The organism is Streptomyces sp. NRRL WC-3742, assembly GCF_000720635.1.
In the GTDB taxonomy this organism is placed as follows: Bacteria; Actinomycetota; Actinomycetes; order Streptomycetales; family Streptomycetaceae; genus Kitasatospora.
In genome coordinates, this window is the sequence record NZ_JOCF01000063.1 from 45,743 (window position 1) to 62,612 (window position 16,870).

7 protein-coding genes are annotated in these 16,870 nt (G+C 72.0%); 5 read left to right on the forward strand and 2 right to left on the reverse strand.

Translation table 11 applies throughout. From position 1 onward, the window contains the following. Positions 1–152 precede the first annotated feature (152 nt). Together glnA and IH61_RS0129875 are read left to right on the forward strand one after the other, a co-directional pair. Entirely contained in the window at positions 153–1,514 is a 1,362-nt protein-coding gene (gene glnA / locus IH61_RS0129870; RefSeq protein WP_031075482.1) for a type I glutamate--ammonia ligase, read from the forward strand. Between the two features lie 178 nt (positions 1,515–1,692). Further along, positions 1,693–2,907, forward strand: coding sequence for a hypothetical protein (locus IH61_RS0129875; protein WP_031075484.1), 1,215 nt, complete (start codon positions 1,693–1,695; stop codon positions 2,905–2,907). Here the strand turns inward: IH61_RS0129875 and IH61_RS0129880 are convergent. Continuing rightward, positions 2,874–4,055 (reverse strand): acyltransferase family protein, encoded by a 1,182-nt coding sequence (locus IH61_RS0129880; protein WP_063763299.1) that lies wholly within the window; start codon positions 4,053–4,055, stop codon positions 2,874–2,876. The genes IH61_RS0129875 and IH61_RS0129880 overlap by 34 nt on opposite strands. Positions 4,056–4,209: 154 nt before the next feature. Here IH61_RS0129880 and IH61_RS0129885 point away from each other — a divergent pair, with 154 nt between their 5' ends. Continuing rightward, positions 4,210–7,236, forward strand: coding sequence for a bifunctional [glutamine synthetase] adenylyltransferase/[glutamine synthetase]-adenylyl-L-tyrosine phosphorylase (locus IH61_RS0129885; protein ID WP_031075489.1), 3,027 nt, complete (start codon positions 4,210–4,212; stop codon positions 7,234–7,236). 69 nt (positions 7,237–7,305) lie between these two features. Here IH61_RS0129885 and IH61_RS0129890 read toward each other — a convergent pair whose 3' ends face one another. Then, positions 7,306–8,271 (reverse strand): phosphatase PAP2 family protein, encoded by a 966-nt coding sequence (locus IH61_RS0129890; protein ID WP_078911497.1) that lies wholly within the window; start codon positions 8,269–8,271, stop codon positions 7,306–7,308. Between the two features lie 329 nt (positions 8,272–8,600). On the opposite strand from IH61_RS0129890, the gene pulA reads away from it, so the two are divergent. Together pulA and IH61_RS0129900 are read left to right on the forward strand one after the other, a co-directional pair. Continuing rightward, positions 8,601–14,114 (forward strand): pullulanase-type alpha-1,6-glucosidase, encoded by a 5,514-nt coding sequence (gene pulA / locus IH61_RS0129895; RefSeq protein WP_031075494.1) that lies wholly within the window; start codon positions 8,601–8,603, stop codon positions 14,112–14,114. 589 nt (positions 14,115–14,703) lie between these two features. Then, a partial coding sequence (locus IH61_RS0129900; protein ID WP_037973541.1) for a M4 family metallopeptidase occupies positions 14,704–16,870 on the forward strand: 2,167 nt, incomplete at its 3' end.

Below are 16,870 nucleotides of genomic sequence, written 5' to 3' on the forward strand. Positions count from 1 at the left end.
TCCCGCCAGGGGCCCCTGGACGGGGGTTCCGGGGGGTCGGCACTGCCGGGCGGGGCGGCGATCGGCCATGATGGGGTCAGGCGTTCGGTGGGGGCTTTCGGCGGCCTTCCGGGCGTAACACGAGCGTAAAGAGCAGAGGTGAGACTGTCCCCATGGGCAAGCAGCAGCAGTTCGTGCTTCGGACGCTCGAGGAGCGTGACATCCGGTTCGTCCGGCTGTGGTTCACCGATGTTCTCGGGTTCCTCAAGTCGGTCGCGGTGGCGCCGGCCGAGTTGGAACAGGCGTTCGAGGAGGGCATCGGGTTCGACGGGTCGGCGATCGAGGGGTTCGCCCGGGTGTACGAGTCCGACATGATCGCCAAGCCGGACCCGACGACCTTCCAGATCCTGCCCTGGCGCTCGGAGACCCCGGGCACCGCCCGCATGTTCTGCGACATCCTGATGCCGGACGGCTCGCCCTCCTACGCCGACCCCCGGTTCGTGCTCAAGCGCACGCTGGAGAAGGCGTCCGAACAGGGGTTCACGTTCTACACCCACCCGGAGATCGAGTTCTTCCTGCTGAAGAACCTCCCCGGCGACGGCACCCCGCCGATCCCCGCCGACCAGTCCGGCTACTTCGACCACACCCCGCGCGGGGTGGGCCACGACTTCCGCCGACAGGCCATCACCATGCTGGAGTCGATGGGCATCTCGGTGGAGTTCTCGCACCACGAGGGCGCCCCCGGCCAGCAGGAGATCGACCTGCGCTATGCCGACGCGCTCTCCACCGCCGACAACATCATGACCTTCCGCCTGGTCATGAAGGAGGTCGCGCTGGAGCAGGGCGTGCACGCCAGCTTCATGCCCAAGCCGTTCTCCGAGCACCCCGGCAGCGGCATGCACACCCACGTCTCCCTCTTCGAGGGCGACCGCAACGCCTTCCACGAGTCCGGCGCCGAGTACCAGCTCTCCAAGGTGGGCCGCTCCTTCATCGCGGGCCTGCTGCGCCACGCCGCCGAGACGGCCGCCGTCACCAACCAGTGGGTGAACTCCTACAAGCGCATCTGGGGCGGCTCCCAGCGCACCGCCGGAGCCGGCGGCGAGGCCCCCTCGTACATCTGCTGGGGCCACAACAACCGCTCGGCCCTGATCCGCGTGCCGATGTACAAGCCCGGCAAGCAGGGCTCCACCCGCATCGAGGTCCGCTCCCTGGACACCGGCTGCAACCCGTACCTCGCCTACGCCGTCACCCTCGCCGCGGGCCTCAAGGGCATCCAGGAGGGCTACGAGCTCCCGCCCGGCGCCGACGACGACGTCTGGGCCCTGTCCGACTCCGAGCGCCGCGCCCTGGGCATCCAGCCGATGCCGCAGAACCTCGGCGAGGCCATCGACCTGATGCAGCGCAGCGAACTCGTCGCCGAGACCCTGGGCGAGCACGTCTTCGACTTCTTCCTGCGCAACAAGCGCCAGGAGTGGGAGGAGTACCGCTCCGAGGTCACGCCCTTCGAGCTGCGCAAGAACCTGCAGGTGCTGTAGCGGCGGGTTCCGCGTAAACGGGTCGGGGTCCGTCGTCGTCCGGGAGGGTGACGGCGGACCCCTCCGTCTGGGTGGATCTGAGGCGAATCGTTCCTCCGATGGCGGTTTGTGACGATGATGTGACGGAACGTCGTGGTCCGATTGGCGGGCTTCGTCCGCTACGTCCCCGAGAGGCACCATGCGCTCCTCCACCGTCAGCCGCGCCGCCGCCGCCCGTCTGCTCGCCCGCCGGACCGGCGTCGCGGGCGCCGCGCTCGTCGCCGTCGCCGGCCAGCTCCTCATCGCCCCCACCGTGGCCGACGCCCGCGGCTCCGGCTCCTCGAAGCCGCACACGCGCGCCGAGACCATCTCCGAGAACCGGCTGCCGTTCACCACCCGCTTCCAGGGCGACTTCCACGGCTCCATCACCCGGATCAGCAACTCGCTGATGACCTGTGACGAGACCAAGGCGCCGCTGGACCCGGCACAGGTGCCCTGCGAGGACGCCCGCAAGGGCCTCGGGCCCATGCCGATCAACAACAAGTACGAGATGAAGTACATCAACATCGACCCGGGCACGATCGGCCCGCTCGGCGACCCGATCTACTCCGCCAGCTCAGCGGACCTCGGGCTGATCGACGGCTCCAACGTCAAGTACGCCCGGCTGTACTGGGGCGGCACCCGGGGCATCGGTGACACCGTGCTCCCGGAGAGCCAGATCGACGAGGTGTACCTGAAGGTCCCGGGCGAGAAGCAGTACCGCAACATCGCCAACGACCAGCCGTCCATCGGCTACATCACCACCGACGTGGAGAGCAGCTACCAGGCGTCCGCCGACATCACCGACCTGGTCAAGAACGCCGGAAACGGCACCTACACCGTCGCCAACATGGACTCGGTGGTGAAGCCGCACAGCTGGGGCGGCTGGACGATCGTCGTCGCGTACCAGAACGACTGCAAGCCGATGCGCCACATCCACCTGTGGGACGGCTTCCAGGTCGAACTGCCCGACAGCCCGCAGCTGGACATCAAGCTGAGCGGGCTGCAGACCCCGCAGAGCGGACCGGTCGGCGGCAAGCTCGGCTTCGTCGTCTACGACGGCGACCTCAAGTGGACGGGCGACACCCTGTCGGTCAAGTCCACCAACGGGCCCTCGACGCTGTTCGAGGACGTCAACCACGCGCCGAACGACGCGTTCAACTCCACCATCGAGGAGCTGACCCCGGCCGACCAGTTCGCCCGGAACCCGTACAACCGCAACAACTTCGGCTACGACTCCAACCGCTGGGACATCTCGCCGTTCCTGCGCAACGGGGACACCGACCTGACCGCCACCTTCAACACCCAGAAGGACGGCTACGACATCGGGGTGTTCTACTCCTACGTCAACCTGGACGGCTCCACGGAGGTCTGATCCCGCTGGTCCCGGGAAGCCTCCCGGCGCCGCTGCCGCACCACTCGCGGCAGCGGCGCCGCCGCGTTCCGGGCCGCCCCGCGCAGCAGCCGCTCGCAGGGGCGCTCCACCCGGCCGTACAGGGCGCCGGCGGCGAGCAGGGAGGCCCCGGCCAGCAGCAGCCAGACGGCCGCCGTGTCGGCGCCCGGCGCGGGGCGGCCCCGGAGGGCCAGCCAGCAGCGCAGGCCGATCTCGTGCACCAGGTACCAGGCGTAGGACCACTCGCCGAGCCGCACCGCCGTCCGCCCGGCCAGCAGGCGGGGCGCCGAGCCCCGTACGTCCCGCGCGGCGGCGGCCGCGAGCAGGGCGGCGAACAGCGGCGCGGGCACCAACTGGGCGGCGCTGTACGGGCCGTACCAGAGCGCGTCGGGCACGGCGGCGTGCCAGGGGAGCAGCGCCAGGTGCCAGGCCGCCACGGCGAGGACGGCCGGGGCGAGCCGCAGCCGGGGGAGCGGCCCGTGGCACGGCAGCCCGTGGCGTACGGCGAGGCCCGTGACCACGCCGAGGAGGAACTGCGGGGTGCGGGTCAGCGGCAGGTAGTCCAGCAGGAAGCCGCGAAGCACCGGGTCGGACGGCAGCAGGGCGCCCGCCGCCCACAGGACCGGGCCGAGGGCCGCGCAGAGCGCCGCGAGGGGCAGCCAGGTGCGCGGGCGGGGCCTCAACACCCGTAGCAGGTACGGGAACAGCAGGTAGAACCAGGCTTCGGCGCCCAGCGACCAGGAGGCCGGGTTGCCCCCGTACACCGTCCCCGGCGCCCAGGTGTGCAGCAGGGCCAGCGACCAGATCGCCGCCGCGAGGGGCAGGGCCGCGCCGATCGCCGCGTCGACGCCGAGGGAGAGCGCGGTGGTCAGCGCGTGCAGCGGCCAGATCCGGGCGAAGCGGCGGCGGGCGAAGGCCGCGGCGCGGGTGGGGGAGGCGGGGGAGGCGTCGTACGTCCAGGCGAGGACGAAGCCGGAGAGGACGAAGAAGAAGGTGACGCCCGAACGCCCGTACCAGGCAAGGGGACTGAGCAGCGGCACCTCGCCGACCTTGCGGGAGAGGTGGTACAGCACCACGAGCAGGGCGGCCCAGAAGCGCAGCCCGGTCAGCGAGGGCAGGCGGCTGGGCATCGGGCGGCTCCGGAGCGTAACTGGGGTGGGGAGGAAGGGGGAGTGAGGTGGAGGATGGGCGCCGGGTGAACGAGCCCGCCCGGCTGGTGGTCACGCCCGGCACGGGGTCGCGCGGGCGCGTAGCCTGCTGGGGGGAGACGGGATGGAGGGGCCGATGGCGGTGGAGGATCAGCGGACCGGCGGCCGGGTGAGCCGGCCGGAGATGCGGCTGGTCAGGCGCGGGTTCACCGACCCGGCGCAGGCGGTGCGGCTGCTGGACGGCCCCGGGCTGGAGGGCCTCGCCGACGATCCCGTGCTGCTGGACGCGCTCGGCGCCACCGCCGACCCGGACCTCGCCCTGCTCGGCCTGGCCCGCCTCCTGGAGGCGTCCGACCAGGCCGACCGCCACACCCTGCGCGACACCCTCACCACCTCCAAGCCGCTGCGCGACCGGCTGCTCGGCGTCCTCGGCGTCTCCGCCGCCCTCGGCGACCACCTGGCCCGGCACCCGCACGACTGGCACGTGCTCGTCACCTTCGAGCTGCGCGACATGCACCCCGGCCCCGAGGACTTCCGCCGCGCCCTCGCCGAGGGCGTCCGCGACCACCGCCACGACCCCGCCGACGCGCTGCGCATCGCCTACCGCCGCTGCCTGCTGGCCGTCGCCGCCCGCGACCTCACCGGCACCACCGACCTCGCCCAGACCGCCGCCGAACTCGCCGACCTGGCCGGCGCCACCCTCCAGACCGCCCTGGACCTCGCCGCCGACCGGGACCCGGAGGCGGCCGCCGCCTGCCGCCTGGCCGTCATCGGGATGGGCAAGTGCGGCGGCCGGGAGCTCAACTACGTCTCCGACGTGGACGTGGTCTTCGTCGCCGAGCCCCGCGAGGGCGTCGACGAGCACGAGGCGGTCAAGGCGGCCACCCGGCTCGCCGCCGCCCTCACCCGCCTCTGCGCCGACACCACCGGCGAGGGCACCATCTGGCCGGTGGACGCCAACCTGCGCCCCGAGGGCCGTCACGGCCCGCTGGTGCGCACCCTGGCCAGCCACCTCGCCTACTACCAGCGCTGGGCCAAGACCTGGGAGTTCCAGGCCCTGCTCAAGGCCCGCCCCGTCGCCGGGGACGCCGAGCTCGGCGCCGCGTACGTGGAGGCGCTCGCCCCGATGGTCTGGCAGGCCGCCGCCCGGGAGAACTTCGTCGCCGACGTGCAGCAGATGCGCCGCCGGGTGATCGACTCCATCCCCGCCACCGAACTGGACCGCCAGCTCAAGCTCGGCCCCGGCGGGCTGCGCGACGTCGAGTTCTCCGTGCAGCTGCTCCAGCTGGTGCACGGCCGCACCGACCAGGCGCTTCGCAGCGGCAACACCCTGGAGGCGCTGGCCGCGCTCTCCCGAGGCGGGTACGTCGGCCGGGCGGACGCCGCCGCGCTCGACGCCGCCTACCGGTTCCTGCGCTCGCTGGAGCACCACATCCAGCTCTACCGGCTGCGCCGCACCCACCTGATGCCCACCGGGGACGAGGACCAGCGCCGCCTGGCCCGCTCGCTGGCGCCGCTGATCAACGGCGACACCCGCACCGACCCGGTGGCCGCGCTGCGCCGCGAGTGGCGGCGCCACGCCGTCGAGGTGCGGCGGCTGCACGAGAAGCTGTTCTACCGCCCGCTGCTCGACGCCGTCGCCGAACTGCCGCCCGGCGCCGCAGGGTTGACCCCGGACGCGGCCAGGGCCCGGCTGGAGGCGCTCGGCTACACGGACCCGGCCGCCGCCCTGCGCCACCTCAGCGCGCTCGCCTCCGGGGTGAGCCGCAAGGCCGCGATCCAGCGCACCCTGCTGCCGGTGCTGCTCGGCTGGTTCGCCGACTCGGCCGACCCGGACGCCGGGCTGCTCAACTTCCGCCAGGTCTCCGACGCCCTCGGCCGCACCCCCTGGTACCTGCGGCTGCTGCGCGACGAGTCCGCCGCCGCCGAGCAGCTCGCCCGGGTGCTCTCGGCCGGCCGGCTGGCCCCCGACCTGCTGCTTCGCGCCCCCGAGGCCGTCGCCATGCTGGGCGACCCGCAGGGCCTGGCGCCGCGCGGCCGGGCGGCTCTGGAGTCGGAGATACTGGCCGCCGTCGGCCGGGCCGGGAACACCGCCGCCGCCGTGGCCGCCGCCCGGTCGGTCCGGCGCCGGGAGCTGTTCCGCACCTCCGCCGCGGACGTGCTCGGGCGGCTCGCGGACGACCCGTCCGAGGCGCTGGACCTCGCCGGGGAGGCGCTGACCTCGCTCAACGCCGCGACCCTCCAGGGCGCCCTGCGCGCCTGCGTCGCGGGCTGGGAGGCCCAGCACGGGGGCCTGCCGACCAGGATCGCGGTCATCGCGATGGGCCGCTTCGGCGGCCACGAGCTGGGCTACGGCTCCGACGCCGACGTCCTCTTCGTCCACGAGCCGCTGCTCGGCTCCCTGGACGAGGACGCCGCCCGGGCCGCCCAGGCCGTCTGCAACGAACTGCGCACCCTGCTGGCCGCGCCCTCCACCGAACCGCCGCTGCTGGTGGACGCCGACCTGCGGCCGGAGGGGCGCAGCGGCCCGCTGGTGCGCACCCTCGCCTCGTACGAGGCGTACTACCGGCGCTGGTCGCACGCCTGGGAGAGCCAGGCGCTGCTGAGGGCCGAGCCGGTGGCGGGGGACGAGGAGCTGGGCGAGCGGTTCCGGCGGCTGATCGACCCGCTGCGCTACCCGGGCACGGGCGTGCCGGAGCGGGACCTGATGGAGATCCGCCGGATCAAGGCCCGGATCGAGGCCGAACGCCTGCCGCGCGGGGCCGACCCGACCACCCACACCAAGATCGGCCGGGGCGGGCTGGCGGACGTGGAGTGGACGGTGCAGCTGCTGCAGCTGCGGCACGGGCACGAGGTGCCGGCCCTGCGCACCACCCGGACCAGGGCCGCGCTGGCCGCCGCCGTCGCGGCCGGGCTGGTCGAGGAGGCGGACGCGCGGGTGCTGGACGCGGCCTGGCTGCTGGCCTCCCGGGTGCGCTCGGCGGTGATGCTGGTGCGCGGCCGGCCGGGCGACAGCTTCCCCGGGGAGGCCAGGGAGCTGGCCGGGGTGGCGCGCTACCTCGGGTACGGCGCCGGGCACAGCGGGGAGCTGGTGGACGACTACCGGCGCACCACCCGGCGGGCCAGGGCGGTCGTGGACCGGCTGTTCTACGGGTACAGCTGAGCGATGCGAAGGGGCCCCTCTCCGGACGGAGAAGGGCCCCTTTTTCGTATGTTCAGCTTTTTCGTACGTTCAGCGCCGGCCGCTGCTGACCGCCGGCTCGCTCCACTGCTCGGGCACGGTGATCGGCGCCTCGGCCTGCTCCCGGGCGGGCACCTGCGGCAGCTTGTAGACCCACTCGTGGTAGAGCCAGCGGGCGGCCAGGAAACCCCCGGCCAGGCAGATCTCGCCGCCGACCGCGTCCAGCCAGAAGTGGTTGGCCGTCGAGACGATGACCAGCAGCGTGGCGGCCGGGTACATCAGGCCGAGCACCTTGACCCACCTGCGGCGGGCCAGGAAGAAGATCGCCAGGCCGCACCACATCGACCAGCCGATGTGCATGGAGGGCATCGCCGCGTACAGGTTGGAGACGTGCGCGGCCGGGCCGGAGGCGAAGGAGCCCCAGGTGCCGTGGTCCTTCACCGTGTCGACGAAGCCGCCGTCCGTCATCAGCCGGGGCGGGGCCAGCGGGAAGGAGTAGAAGCCGACCAGGGCGATCAGGGTGGTGACGAACAGCACGGTGCGGGCGGCCACGTAGCGGCCGGGGTGGCTGCGGTAGAGCCAGACCAGCACACCGATGGTGACGACGAAGTGCAGCGTCGCGTAGTAGTAGTTCATCCCGGTGATGAGCCACCCGACGCCGTCCATGGCGTGGTTGACCGAGCGCTCGACGGCGATGCCGAGGTTCTGCTCGAGCCTCCAGATCCAGCTCGCGTGCTTCTGGGCTATCGATTCCTGTTCCGGAACCGCGTTGCGCACGACCGAGTAGATCCAGTAGCTGACACCGATGAGGGCGAGCTCGATCCAGAGCCGGGGCCTGGCCGGGGAGCGGCGCTGGTCGCGGATGCGGCTGCGCAGCGCGGCGGTACGGGACTGGGCGGCACGGGTGGCTCCCTCGGGCACGCGGACCGAGGTGGCCGTCGCCGTTGTGGAACCGCCACCGTGGGCCGCTTCGGCGCGCACGGTGTCGCCCTGCTGGATCTCGGTCGGTTCCCCCATGGACGAGAAGTCTGCCAGACGGCTCGTCGCCGTCCGCTCATCCTCCGGAAGTGGATTCTTCACCAGCTGTCCCCCTTGAGGCGTACAGCCTGTCCTAGGGGGTGGCTCCCACCGGAGTAGGGGGTGCGGACGGGTCTGGTGCTCACCGGTGGGACTGGCATACGTCCCATTGTCACGCCGACCGCCCCGGGCGCGTAATCGGGGTGGCCGTGACCGCTGTCGGCCTGCATTTTCCCGGCAGGAAACCGTTTCTGCATCTTGCTGAAACATATTGCAGGCCGCTAGCTTCCAGGCAACCCGACCGCCCCTCCCCCCTAGGGAGCCCCTCAGTGGCCGATTCGCCGCTCCGCCCTCCGCCGAGCACCCCCCGCCGCAGATCCGGCCGTACGGCCGCGCTGCTCGCCGCCGCCCTCTCCGCGGTCCTCACCGCCGCGAGCCTCGGCGGCGCCCCCGCGGCCCTGGCCGCAGCCCCGCCCGCCCCGCCCTCCGACGCCGCGCTCGCGGCCACCGCCGGGCGCCACGACCTCAGCCGCGAGCAGTTCTACTTCGTCCTGCCCGACCGGTTCGCGAACGGCGACACCGCCAACGACACCGGCGGCATCACCGGCGGGCGGCTGGAGAACGGCCTCGACCCCGCCGACAAGGGCTTCTACCACGGCGGCGACCTCGCCGGGCTGATCCAGAAGCTCGACTACATCCAGAACCTGGGCACCACGGCGATCTGGATGGCGCCGATCTTCAAGAACAAGCCGGTGCAGGGCACCGGGGACCAGGCTTCGGCCGGCTACCACGGGTACTGGATCACCGACTTCACCCAGGTCGACCCGCACTTCGGCACCAACGAGCAGCTCAAGGAGCTGATAGCCAAGGCGCACGCGCGCGGCCTCAAGGTCTTCTTCGACGTCATCACCAACCACACCGCCGACGTCGTCGACTACGCGGAGCAGCAGCACACCTACCGCTCCGCGGGCGCCTACCCGACGCTCGACGCGGACGGGAACCCCGTCGACGAGACGGCCGTCGCCGACGCGCGCGCCCCCTGGCCGAACCTGACCAGGGACTCCTTCCCCTACACCCCGGTCCTCCGCACCCCGGCCGACGCCAAGGCCAAGAGCCCGGACTGGCTCAACGACCCGTCGCTCTACCACAACCGGGGCGACTCCACCTTCGTCGGCGAGTCCGCCACCGAGGGCGACTTCAGCGGGCTGGACGACCTCGACACCCAGAACCCCCGGGTGGTGAAGGGCTTCGAGAAGGTCTACCAGCAGTGGGTGAAGGACGCCGGGGTGGACGGCTTCCGCATCGACACCGTCAAGCACGTCAACCTCGCCTTCTGGCAGCAGTGGGCGCCCGCGCTCAAGGAGTTCGCCGCCGAGCAGGGCAACAGGAAGTTCTTCATGTTCGGCGAGGTCTACTCCGGCGACCCGGCCGTCACCTCGCCCTACGTCACCAAGGGAAAGCTCCAGGCCACCCTGGACTTCCCCTTCCAGGGCGCGGCCCGCTCGTACGTCTCCCAGGGCGGCACCGCCAAGGCCCTCGCCGACGTGTACGCCCAGGACTACCGCTACACCAGCGCCGACACCGACGCCTACGAGCTGCCCACCTTCCTCGGCAACCACGACATGGGCCGCTTCGGCTCCTTCCTGCTCGCCGACAACCCGGGCGCCGACGAGGCCACCCTGCTGAGGAAGGACCGGCTCGGCAACGAGCTGCAGTTCCTCACCCGCGGCCAGCCCGTCGTCTACTACGGCGACGAGCAGGGCTTCACCGGCGCGGGCGGCGACAAGGACGCCCGGCAGGACATGTTCGCCTCGAGGACCGCCTCCTACAACGCCGACCGCGTCCTCGGCGGCCCCTCCGGCCCGGCCGACCGGTACGGGCAGGGCGGCGGGCTCTACCAGGGCCTCGCCTCGCTGGCCGAACTGCGGCGCGAGAACCCGGCGCTGGCCGACGGCGCGCAGATCGAGCGGTACGCCGCCGACGGCGCGGGCGTGTACGCCTTCTCCCGGATCGACGCCGGGCAGCAGGTCGAGTACCTGGTGGCCGTGAACAACGCGGCCGAGGCGAAGACCGTCACCCTGGACACCTTCTCGGCGGGGACGGGCTTCGACCGGATCTACCCGTCGGCGGGCTCCACCCTGACCTCCGGCGCCGACCGCAGGGTGACGGTGACCGTACCGGCGCTGTCCTCCGTGGTGTTCAGGGCGAACGCAAAGGTGGCCTCCGGCGCCGCCGCCCCGCAGCTGTCGGTGCAGCCGCCCGCGGACGGCTCCACCGGTCTCGTCACCGTCGGGGCGAAGACGGACGGCGGCTTCAACCGGGTGAGCTTCGCCGCGCAGATCGGCGACGGGCCCTGGCAGACCCTGGGCACCGCCGACAACGGGAAGTACGCCGTCACCCAGGACCTGGGCGCCGCGGCCCCCGGAACGGTGGTGCGCTACAAGGCCGTCGTCCAGGACCCCGCCGGCCACCTGCGCTCCGCCACCGCGAGCTTCACCACCGGCACCCCCGCCCCCAAGCCGGTGCCCACCGCCGGCTCCCGCCCGTACGCCGTCGTCCACTACAACCGCACCGACGGCGACTACGACGGCTGGAACCTCTACGCCTGGGGCGACCTCGCCGACGGCGAGGGCACCCAGTGGCCCGCCGGGCACCCGTTCACTGGCCGGGACGCGTACGGCGCCTTCGCGTACGTGAAGCTCAAGCCGGGCGCCTCGGACCTCGGCTTCGTCGTGGAGAGGAACGGCGTCAAGGACGTCGACGCCGACCGCCACCTCGACGTCGGCGCCACCGGCGAGGTGTGGCTCAAACAGGGCGATCCCACCGTCCGCACCGCGAACCCGGGCCCGCCCAACAGCCAGCCCGCCAACACCGCCGTCCTCCACTACAACCGGGCCGACGGCAACTACGACGGCTGGGGCCTGCACGACTGGACCGGCGCCGCCACCCCCACCGACTGGGGCAAGCCGCTGACGCCGGTGCGCCGCGACGCCTTCGGCGCCGTCTTCGAGGTGCCGCTGGCCCCCGGAGCGACCAGCCTCAGCTACATCCTGCACCGCGGCGACGAGAAGGACCTTCCCGCCGACCAGTCCCTGAACCTCACCGCCGACGGCCGGGAGGTGTGGATCCTCGGCGGCCGCGAGGGCTACCTGCTGCCGCAGAACCCGGGCTCCGCCTCGCAGTTGGACCTCTCCACCGCCAAGGCCCAGTGGATCGACGCCCGGACGGTCGTCGTCCCGCCCGGCTACGGCGCCACCGACGCGGCCCTGGCCGGCGGCGCGAGCGCCCAACTGGTCTACGACCCCGAGGGCGGCATCCGCGCCGACAAGGGCGTGCTGACCAGGCCCGGCCACTGGCTGCGGCTCAGCCCCGTGCCCGGCGGCCTCACCGACGCGCAGAAGGCCAAGTACCCGCACCTGTCCGGCTACCGGGCCTTCACCCTCGACGCCAGGGACACCGCCCGCGTCCCGGCCGCGCTGCGCGGCCAACTGCTCTTCACCGAGCACCTCCCGAACGGCGCCGCGCTGGCCGCCACCGGCGTCCAGATCCCCGGCGTACTGGACGACCTGTACGCCCGCCGCACCGGAAAGGTGGACTTCGGCCCGGCCTACTACGACGGCAAGGTGGCGCTCTCGCTCTGGGCGCCGACCGCGCAGCAGGTCTCCGTCCAGGTCTTCGACTCCGCCACCGGCGGCAGCCCGAAGACCCTGCCGCTCACGCAGGACGAGGAGACCGGCGTCTGGGAACTCGTCCGTGACAAGCGCGAGTTGGACGGCAAGTACTACCTCTACCAGGTCAAGGTCTGGGCGCCCTCGGTACAGCAGACGGTCGTCAACACCGTCACCGACCCGTACTCCGTCGCCCTCTCCACCGACTCCCGGCGCAGCCTGGTCGCCGACCTGGACGCCAAGGAGCTCAAGCCCGCCGGCTGGGACGACCAGCCCCGCCCCCAGGCCGTACCGCCGGGCAGGCAGCAGATCCAGGAACTGCACGTCCGGGACTTCTCGGTGGAGGACTCCACCGTCCCGGCCGCCGAACGCGGCACCTATCTGGCGTTCACCGAATCGGACTCGGCCGGTATGCGGCACCTGCGCGAACTCGCCGGGGCCGGGGTGACCACGATCCACCTGCTGCCGACCTTCGACCTCGCGACCGTCCGCGAGAACCGGGCGGAGCAGAAGCTGCCCGCCTGCGACCTCAAGTCCCTTCCCCCGGACGGCCCGAAGCAGCAGGAGTGCGTGGCGGCCGTCGCCGCCGACGACGCGTACAACTGGGGCTACGACCCGCTGCACTACAACGTGCCGGAGGGCTCGTACGCCACTGAGCCCAACGGCACCGCCCGTACCCTGCAGTTCCGCCGGATGGTGCAGGCGATCCACGCCGCCGGGCTGAGGGTGGTGCTGGACGTGGTCTACAACCACACCGCCGCCAGTGGCCAGGCCGACCACTCGGTGCTGGACAAGGTGGTGCCCGGCTACTACCACCGCCTGGACGCCAACGGCAACGTGACGACGGACAGTTGCTGCGCCGACACCGCGCCCGAGCACGCCATGATGAACCGGCTGGTGGTCGACTCGGTGTCGCTGTGGGCCCGGGAGTACCAGGTCGACGGCTTCCGCTTCGACCTGATGGGCATCGACCCGAAGTCCACCGTGCTCGACGTGCAGTCCGCGCTGCGCAGGATGACCCCGGCCTCGGACGGCGTCGACGGCAAGAACGTCCTCCTGTACGGCGAGGGCTGGAACTTCGGCGTCGTCGCGAACAACGCCCGCTTCGAACAGGCCACCCAGCTCAACCTGGCCGGCACCGGCATCGCCACCTTCGACGACCGGCTCCGCGACGCCGCCCGCGGCGGCAACTTCATGCTGAACTCCGCGCCGCAGCAGGGCTTCTCCTCCGGCCTGTTCACCGACCCCAACGGCTCGGCGGCCAACGGCACCCCCGAGGAGCAGAAGGCCCGACTGCTGCACCAGATGGACCAGTTGAAGGTCGGGCTGGCGGGCAACCTGGCCGGCTACTCCTTCACCGACAGCTCGGGCAGGGCCGTCACCGGCGCCCAGGTCGACTACAACGGCTCCCCGACCGGGTACGCGGCCAGGCCGGGCGAGTCGGTGGAGTACGTGGACGCCCACGACAACACCGACCTGTTCGACGCGCTCGCGTACAAGCTGCCGACGGCCACCGCGCCCGCCGACCGGGCCCGGATGCAGGCGCTCGGGCTGTCGCTGACCGCGCTCACCCAGGGCGTGGGCTTCGCCCAGGCGGGCAGCGACCTGCTGCGCTCCAAGTCGCTGGACTCCAACGCCTACGACTCCGGCGACTGGTTCAACGCCATCCACTGGGACCCGTCGCAGGGGAACGGCTGGGGCCGCGGGCTGCCCATGGCGAAGGACAACCAGGAGATGTGGCCGACCGCCCGACTCCTCCTGGGGAACCCGAAGTTGACCGTGGGCGCGACCGACATCCGGGCCACCTCCGCGCAGTACCGGGAGTTCCTGCGCATCAAGCAGTCCTCGCCGCTGTTCGCCCTGCCCACCCTGGCCGAGGTCCAGCAGCGGCTGTCGTACCCGCTCTCCGGAACGCCCGGCGAGACGCCCGGGGTCATCACCCTGCACCTGGACGGCACGGGCCTGGCGGGCGCGGAGAAGGGCGTCACCGCGGTCTTCAACGCCACGCCCACCGCGCAGACGCAGGCGGTTCCGGGCCTGCGGGGGACGGACCAGGCGCTGCACCCCGTCCAGGCGGGCGGTGCGGACGCGGTGGTGAAGGCGGCCGCCTTCGACGCCGCGACCGGGACGTTCACCGTGCCGGGCCGGACGGTGGCGGTCTTCGTCCAGAGGTAGCCGGGTCGATCGCCCACGATCGCAACCACCGGGCCCCGCACCGCCGTTCAGGCGGTGCGGGGCCCGTAGCGTTCTCGCCACCAGATGGCCGGAAATCGCCGATGGCACGGCCGTGGCACGGCTGCGGCACGGCAGTGCCGCAGCCGCCGGTAAGCCCGCCCTACCCAGCGGTACGAACCGCACCCCTGAGTGCTGGTCAGTGACTTTCGGCGGTGATCGAACTTCATCGGGGGCATGAAAACCGTGTTCACAAGTTGGTCCCGCGGTAACACAACTGATGAACAGTCGTGCATACGGTTTCGGTAATGAACCGGCCAATCAGTGGCATGCATCTGTCATTGACGCGCCGTTTACTGCCACGATTCGTCCGGCTGCAGACGTGGGGGCCCCACCTCCCGGAGCAGCCGCTCCAGTTCAGGTGCAGCGCGACCGACCCTGCAGCTCGTCCGTACCGCCGCATTCCCACCGCGCCACAGCACCGCCGCACCTCCGCCGTGTACCCCGGCGGGGGCCCCCACTGCGCCGCAACCCCGCGGCCCAGCGTCTCTCCACCGTGTGCGAACCGGCACCGGTCGGAAAAGGAGTCCGCATGTCACGTTACGCCCACGCCCGGAAGGCGGCGGTCGTCCTGGCCGCTTCCACCGCGCTGCTGGTCACCGGCATACCGGTCATCGCGCAGGCCGCCACCCCGGACGCCCCGACCGCCGTCGCCAACCAGCAGACCAGCCGGGCAGCGCTGATCTCCTCCGCGAACCAGCAGTCCGCCGGGTTCGCCCAGGCGCTCGGGCTGAGCGGCCAGGAGAAGCTCGTCACCAAGGACGTCGTCCAGGACGCGAACGGTGCCCGCCACCTGCGCTACGAGCGCACGTACGCCGGACTGCCCGTCCTCGGCGGCGACCTGATCGTCCACCTGGACCCCTCCGGCGCCACCAAGAACGTGACCAAGGCCAGCGAGGCCAACCTCGCCGGCGTGGACACCACCCCCGCCCTGACCGCGCCCAAGGCTCAGGAGGCCGCGCTGGCCGCCGAGCAGGGCACCCTCCAGGCCGCCCCGCGCCTGGTCGTCTGGGCCGCCGACGGCACCCCGAAGCTCGCCTACGAGACCGTCATCAGTGGCAAGGAGTCGGACGGCACGCCGAGCGCGCTGCACGTCGTCACCGACGCCAAGACCGGTGCGGTGCTGAGCAAGACGGAGGGCATCAAGCGCGGCTCCGGCAACGGCGTCTTCGTCGGCAACGTGCCGCTGACCACCACCCAGAGCGGCTCGCAGTTCCAGCTCAAGGACGGCACCCGCGGTGGCCAGTACACCACCGACATGAACAACGGGACGACCGGCAACGGCACCCTGTTCGCCAAGTCCAGCGACACCTGGGGCAACGGCCAGGCCAGCAACCGCGAGTCGGCCGCCGTGGACGCCCAGTACGGTGCGGCCGCCACCTGGGACTTCTACAAGAACACCTTCGGCCGCAACGGCATCAAGAACGACGGCGTCGGCGCCATGAGCCGGGTCCACTACGACACCGGCTACGTCAACGCCTTCTGGGACGACGGCTGCTTCTGCATGACCTACGGCGACGGCTCCGGCGACACCCACCCGCTCACCGAACTCGACGTCTCCGGCCACGAGATGACCCACGGCGTCACCTCGGCCACCGCCAACCTGAACTACTCGGGCGAGTCCGGCGGCCTCAACGAGGCCACCTCGGACATCATGGGCACGATGGTCGAGTTCTACGCGAACCTGCCCGCCGACAACCCGGACTACCTCATCGGCGAGCTCATCAACATCAACGGCAACGGCACGCCGCTGCGCTACATGGACAAGCCCTCCAAGGACGGCGGCTCGGCCGACTCCTGGTACTCGGGCGTCGGCAACCTGGACGTCCACTACTCGTCCGGCGTCGCCAACCACTTCTTCTACCTGCTGGCCGAGGGCAGCGGCGCCAAGGTGATCAACGGCGTCAGCTACAACAGCCCGACGGCCAACAACATCACCGTCTCCGGCATCGGCCGGGACAAGGCGGCGCAGGTCTGGTACAAGGCGCTGACCGCGCACATGACCTCCACCACCGACTACGCCGGCGCCCGTACCGCGACCCTGGACGCGGCCACCGACCTGTACGGCGCCAACAGCGCCGAGTACAACGCGGTCGCCACCGCCTGGGCCGCCGTGAACGTCGGCTCGCTGCCCAACCCGGGCGGCGTCTCCGTCACCAACCCGGGCAGCCAGTCCACCGGTGTCGGCACCGCCGTCAACCTGCAGATCAAGGCCACCGGCGGCACCGCGCCGCTGTCCTACTCGGCCACGGGCCTGCCGGCCGGCCTGGCGATCAACGCCAACACCGGCGTGATCACCGGCACCCCGACCACCGCGGGCACCTCCAACGTGACCGTCACGGTGAAGGACTCGGCGGCCAAGACCGGGACGACCAGCTTCTCCTGGACGGTCACCCCTCCCGGCGGCGGTAACTGCACCCCGGCGCAGCTGCTCGGCAACCAGGGCTTCGAGACGGGCACGGCCGCCCCGTGGACGGCCAGCTCGGGCGTCGTGGACAACAGCTCCTCCCAGGCGGCGCACAGCGGCTCCTGGAAGTCGTGGATGAACGGCTACGGCAGCACCCACACCGACACCCTCTCCCAGACGGTGACCATCCCGACCGGCTGCAAGGCGACGCTGAGCTTCTGGCTGCACATCGACACCGCCGAGACGGGCACCACCGCGTACGACAAGCTGACGGTCTCCGTCAACGGCACCA

What these genes read in the sequence shown, in the direction of transcription:
- glnA (WP_031075482.1), top strand. Translation starts at nt 153, where the DNA reads ATGGGCAAGCAGCAGCAGTTCGTGCTTCGGACGCTCGAGGAGCGTGAC.
- IH61_RS0129875 (WP_031075484.1), top strand. Translation starts at nt 1,693, where the DNA reads ATGCGCTCCTCCACCGTCAGCCGCGCCGCCGCCGCCCGTCTGCTCGCC.
- IH61_RS0129880 (WP_063763299.1), bottom strand. Translation starts at nt 4,055, where the DNA reads ATGCCCAGCCGCCTGCCCTCGCTGACCGGGCTGCGCTTCTGGGCCGCC.
- IH61_RS0129885 (WP_031075489.1), top strand. Translation starts at nt 4,210, where the DNA reads ATGGCGGTGGAGGATCAGCGGACCGGCGGCCGGGTGAGCCGGCCGGAG.
- IH61_RS0129890 (WP_078911497.1), bottom strand. Translation starts at nt 8,271, where the DNA reads ATGGGGGAACCGACCGAGATCCAGCAGGGCGACACCGTGCGCGCCGAA.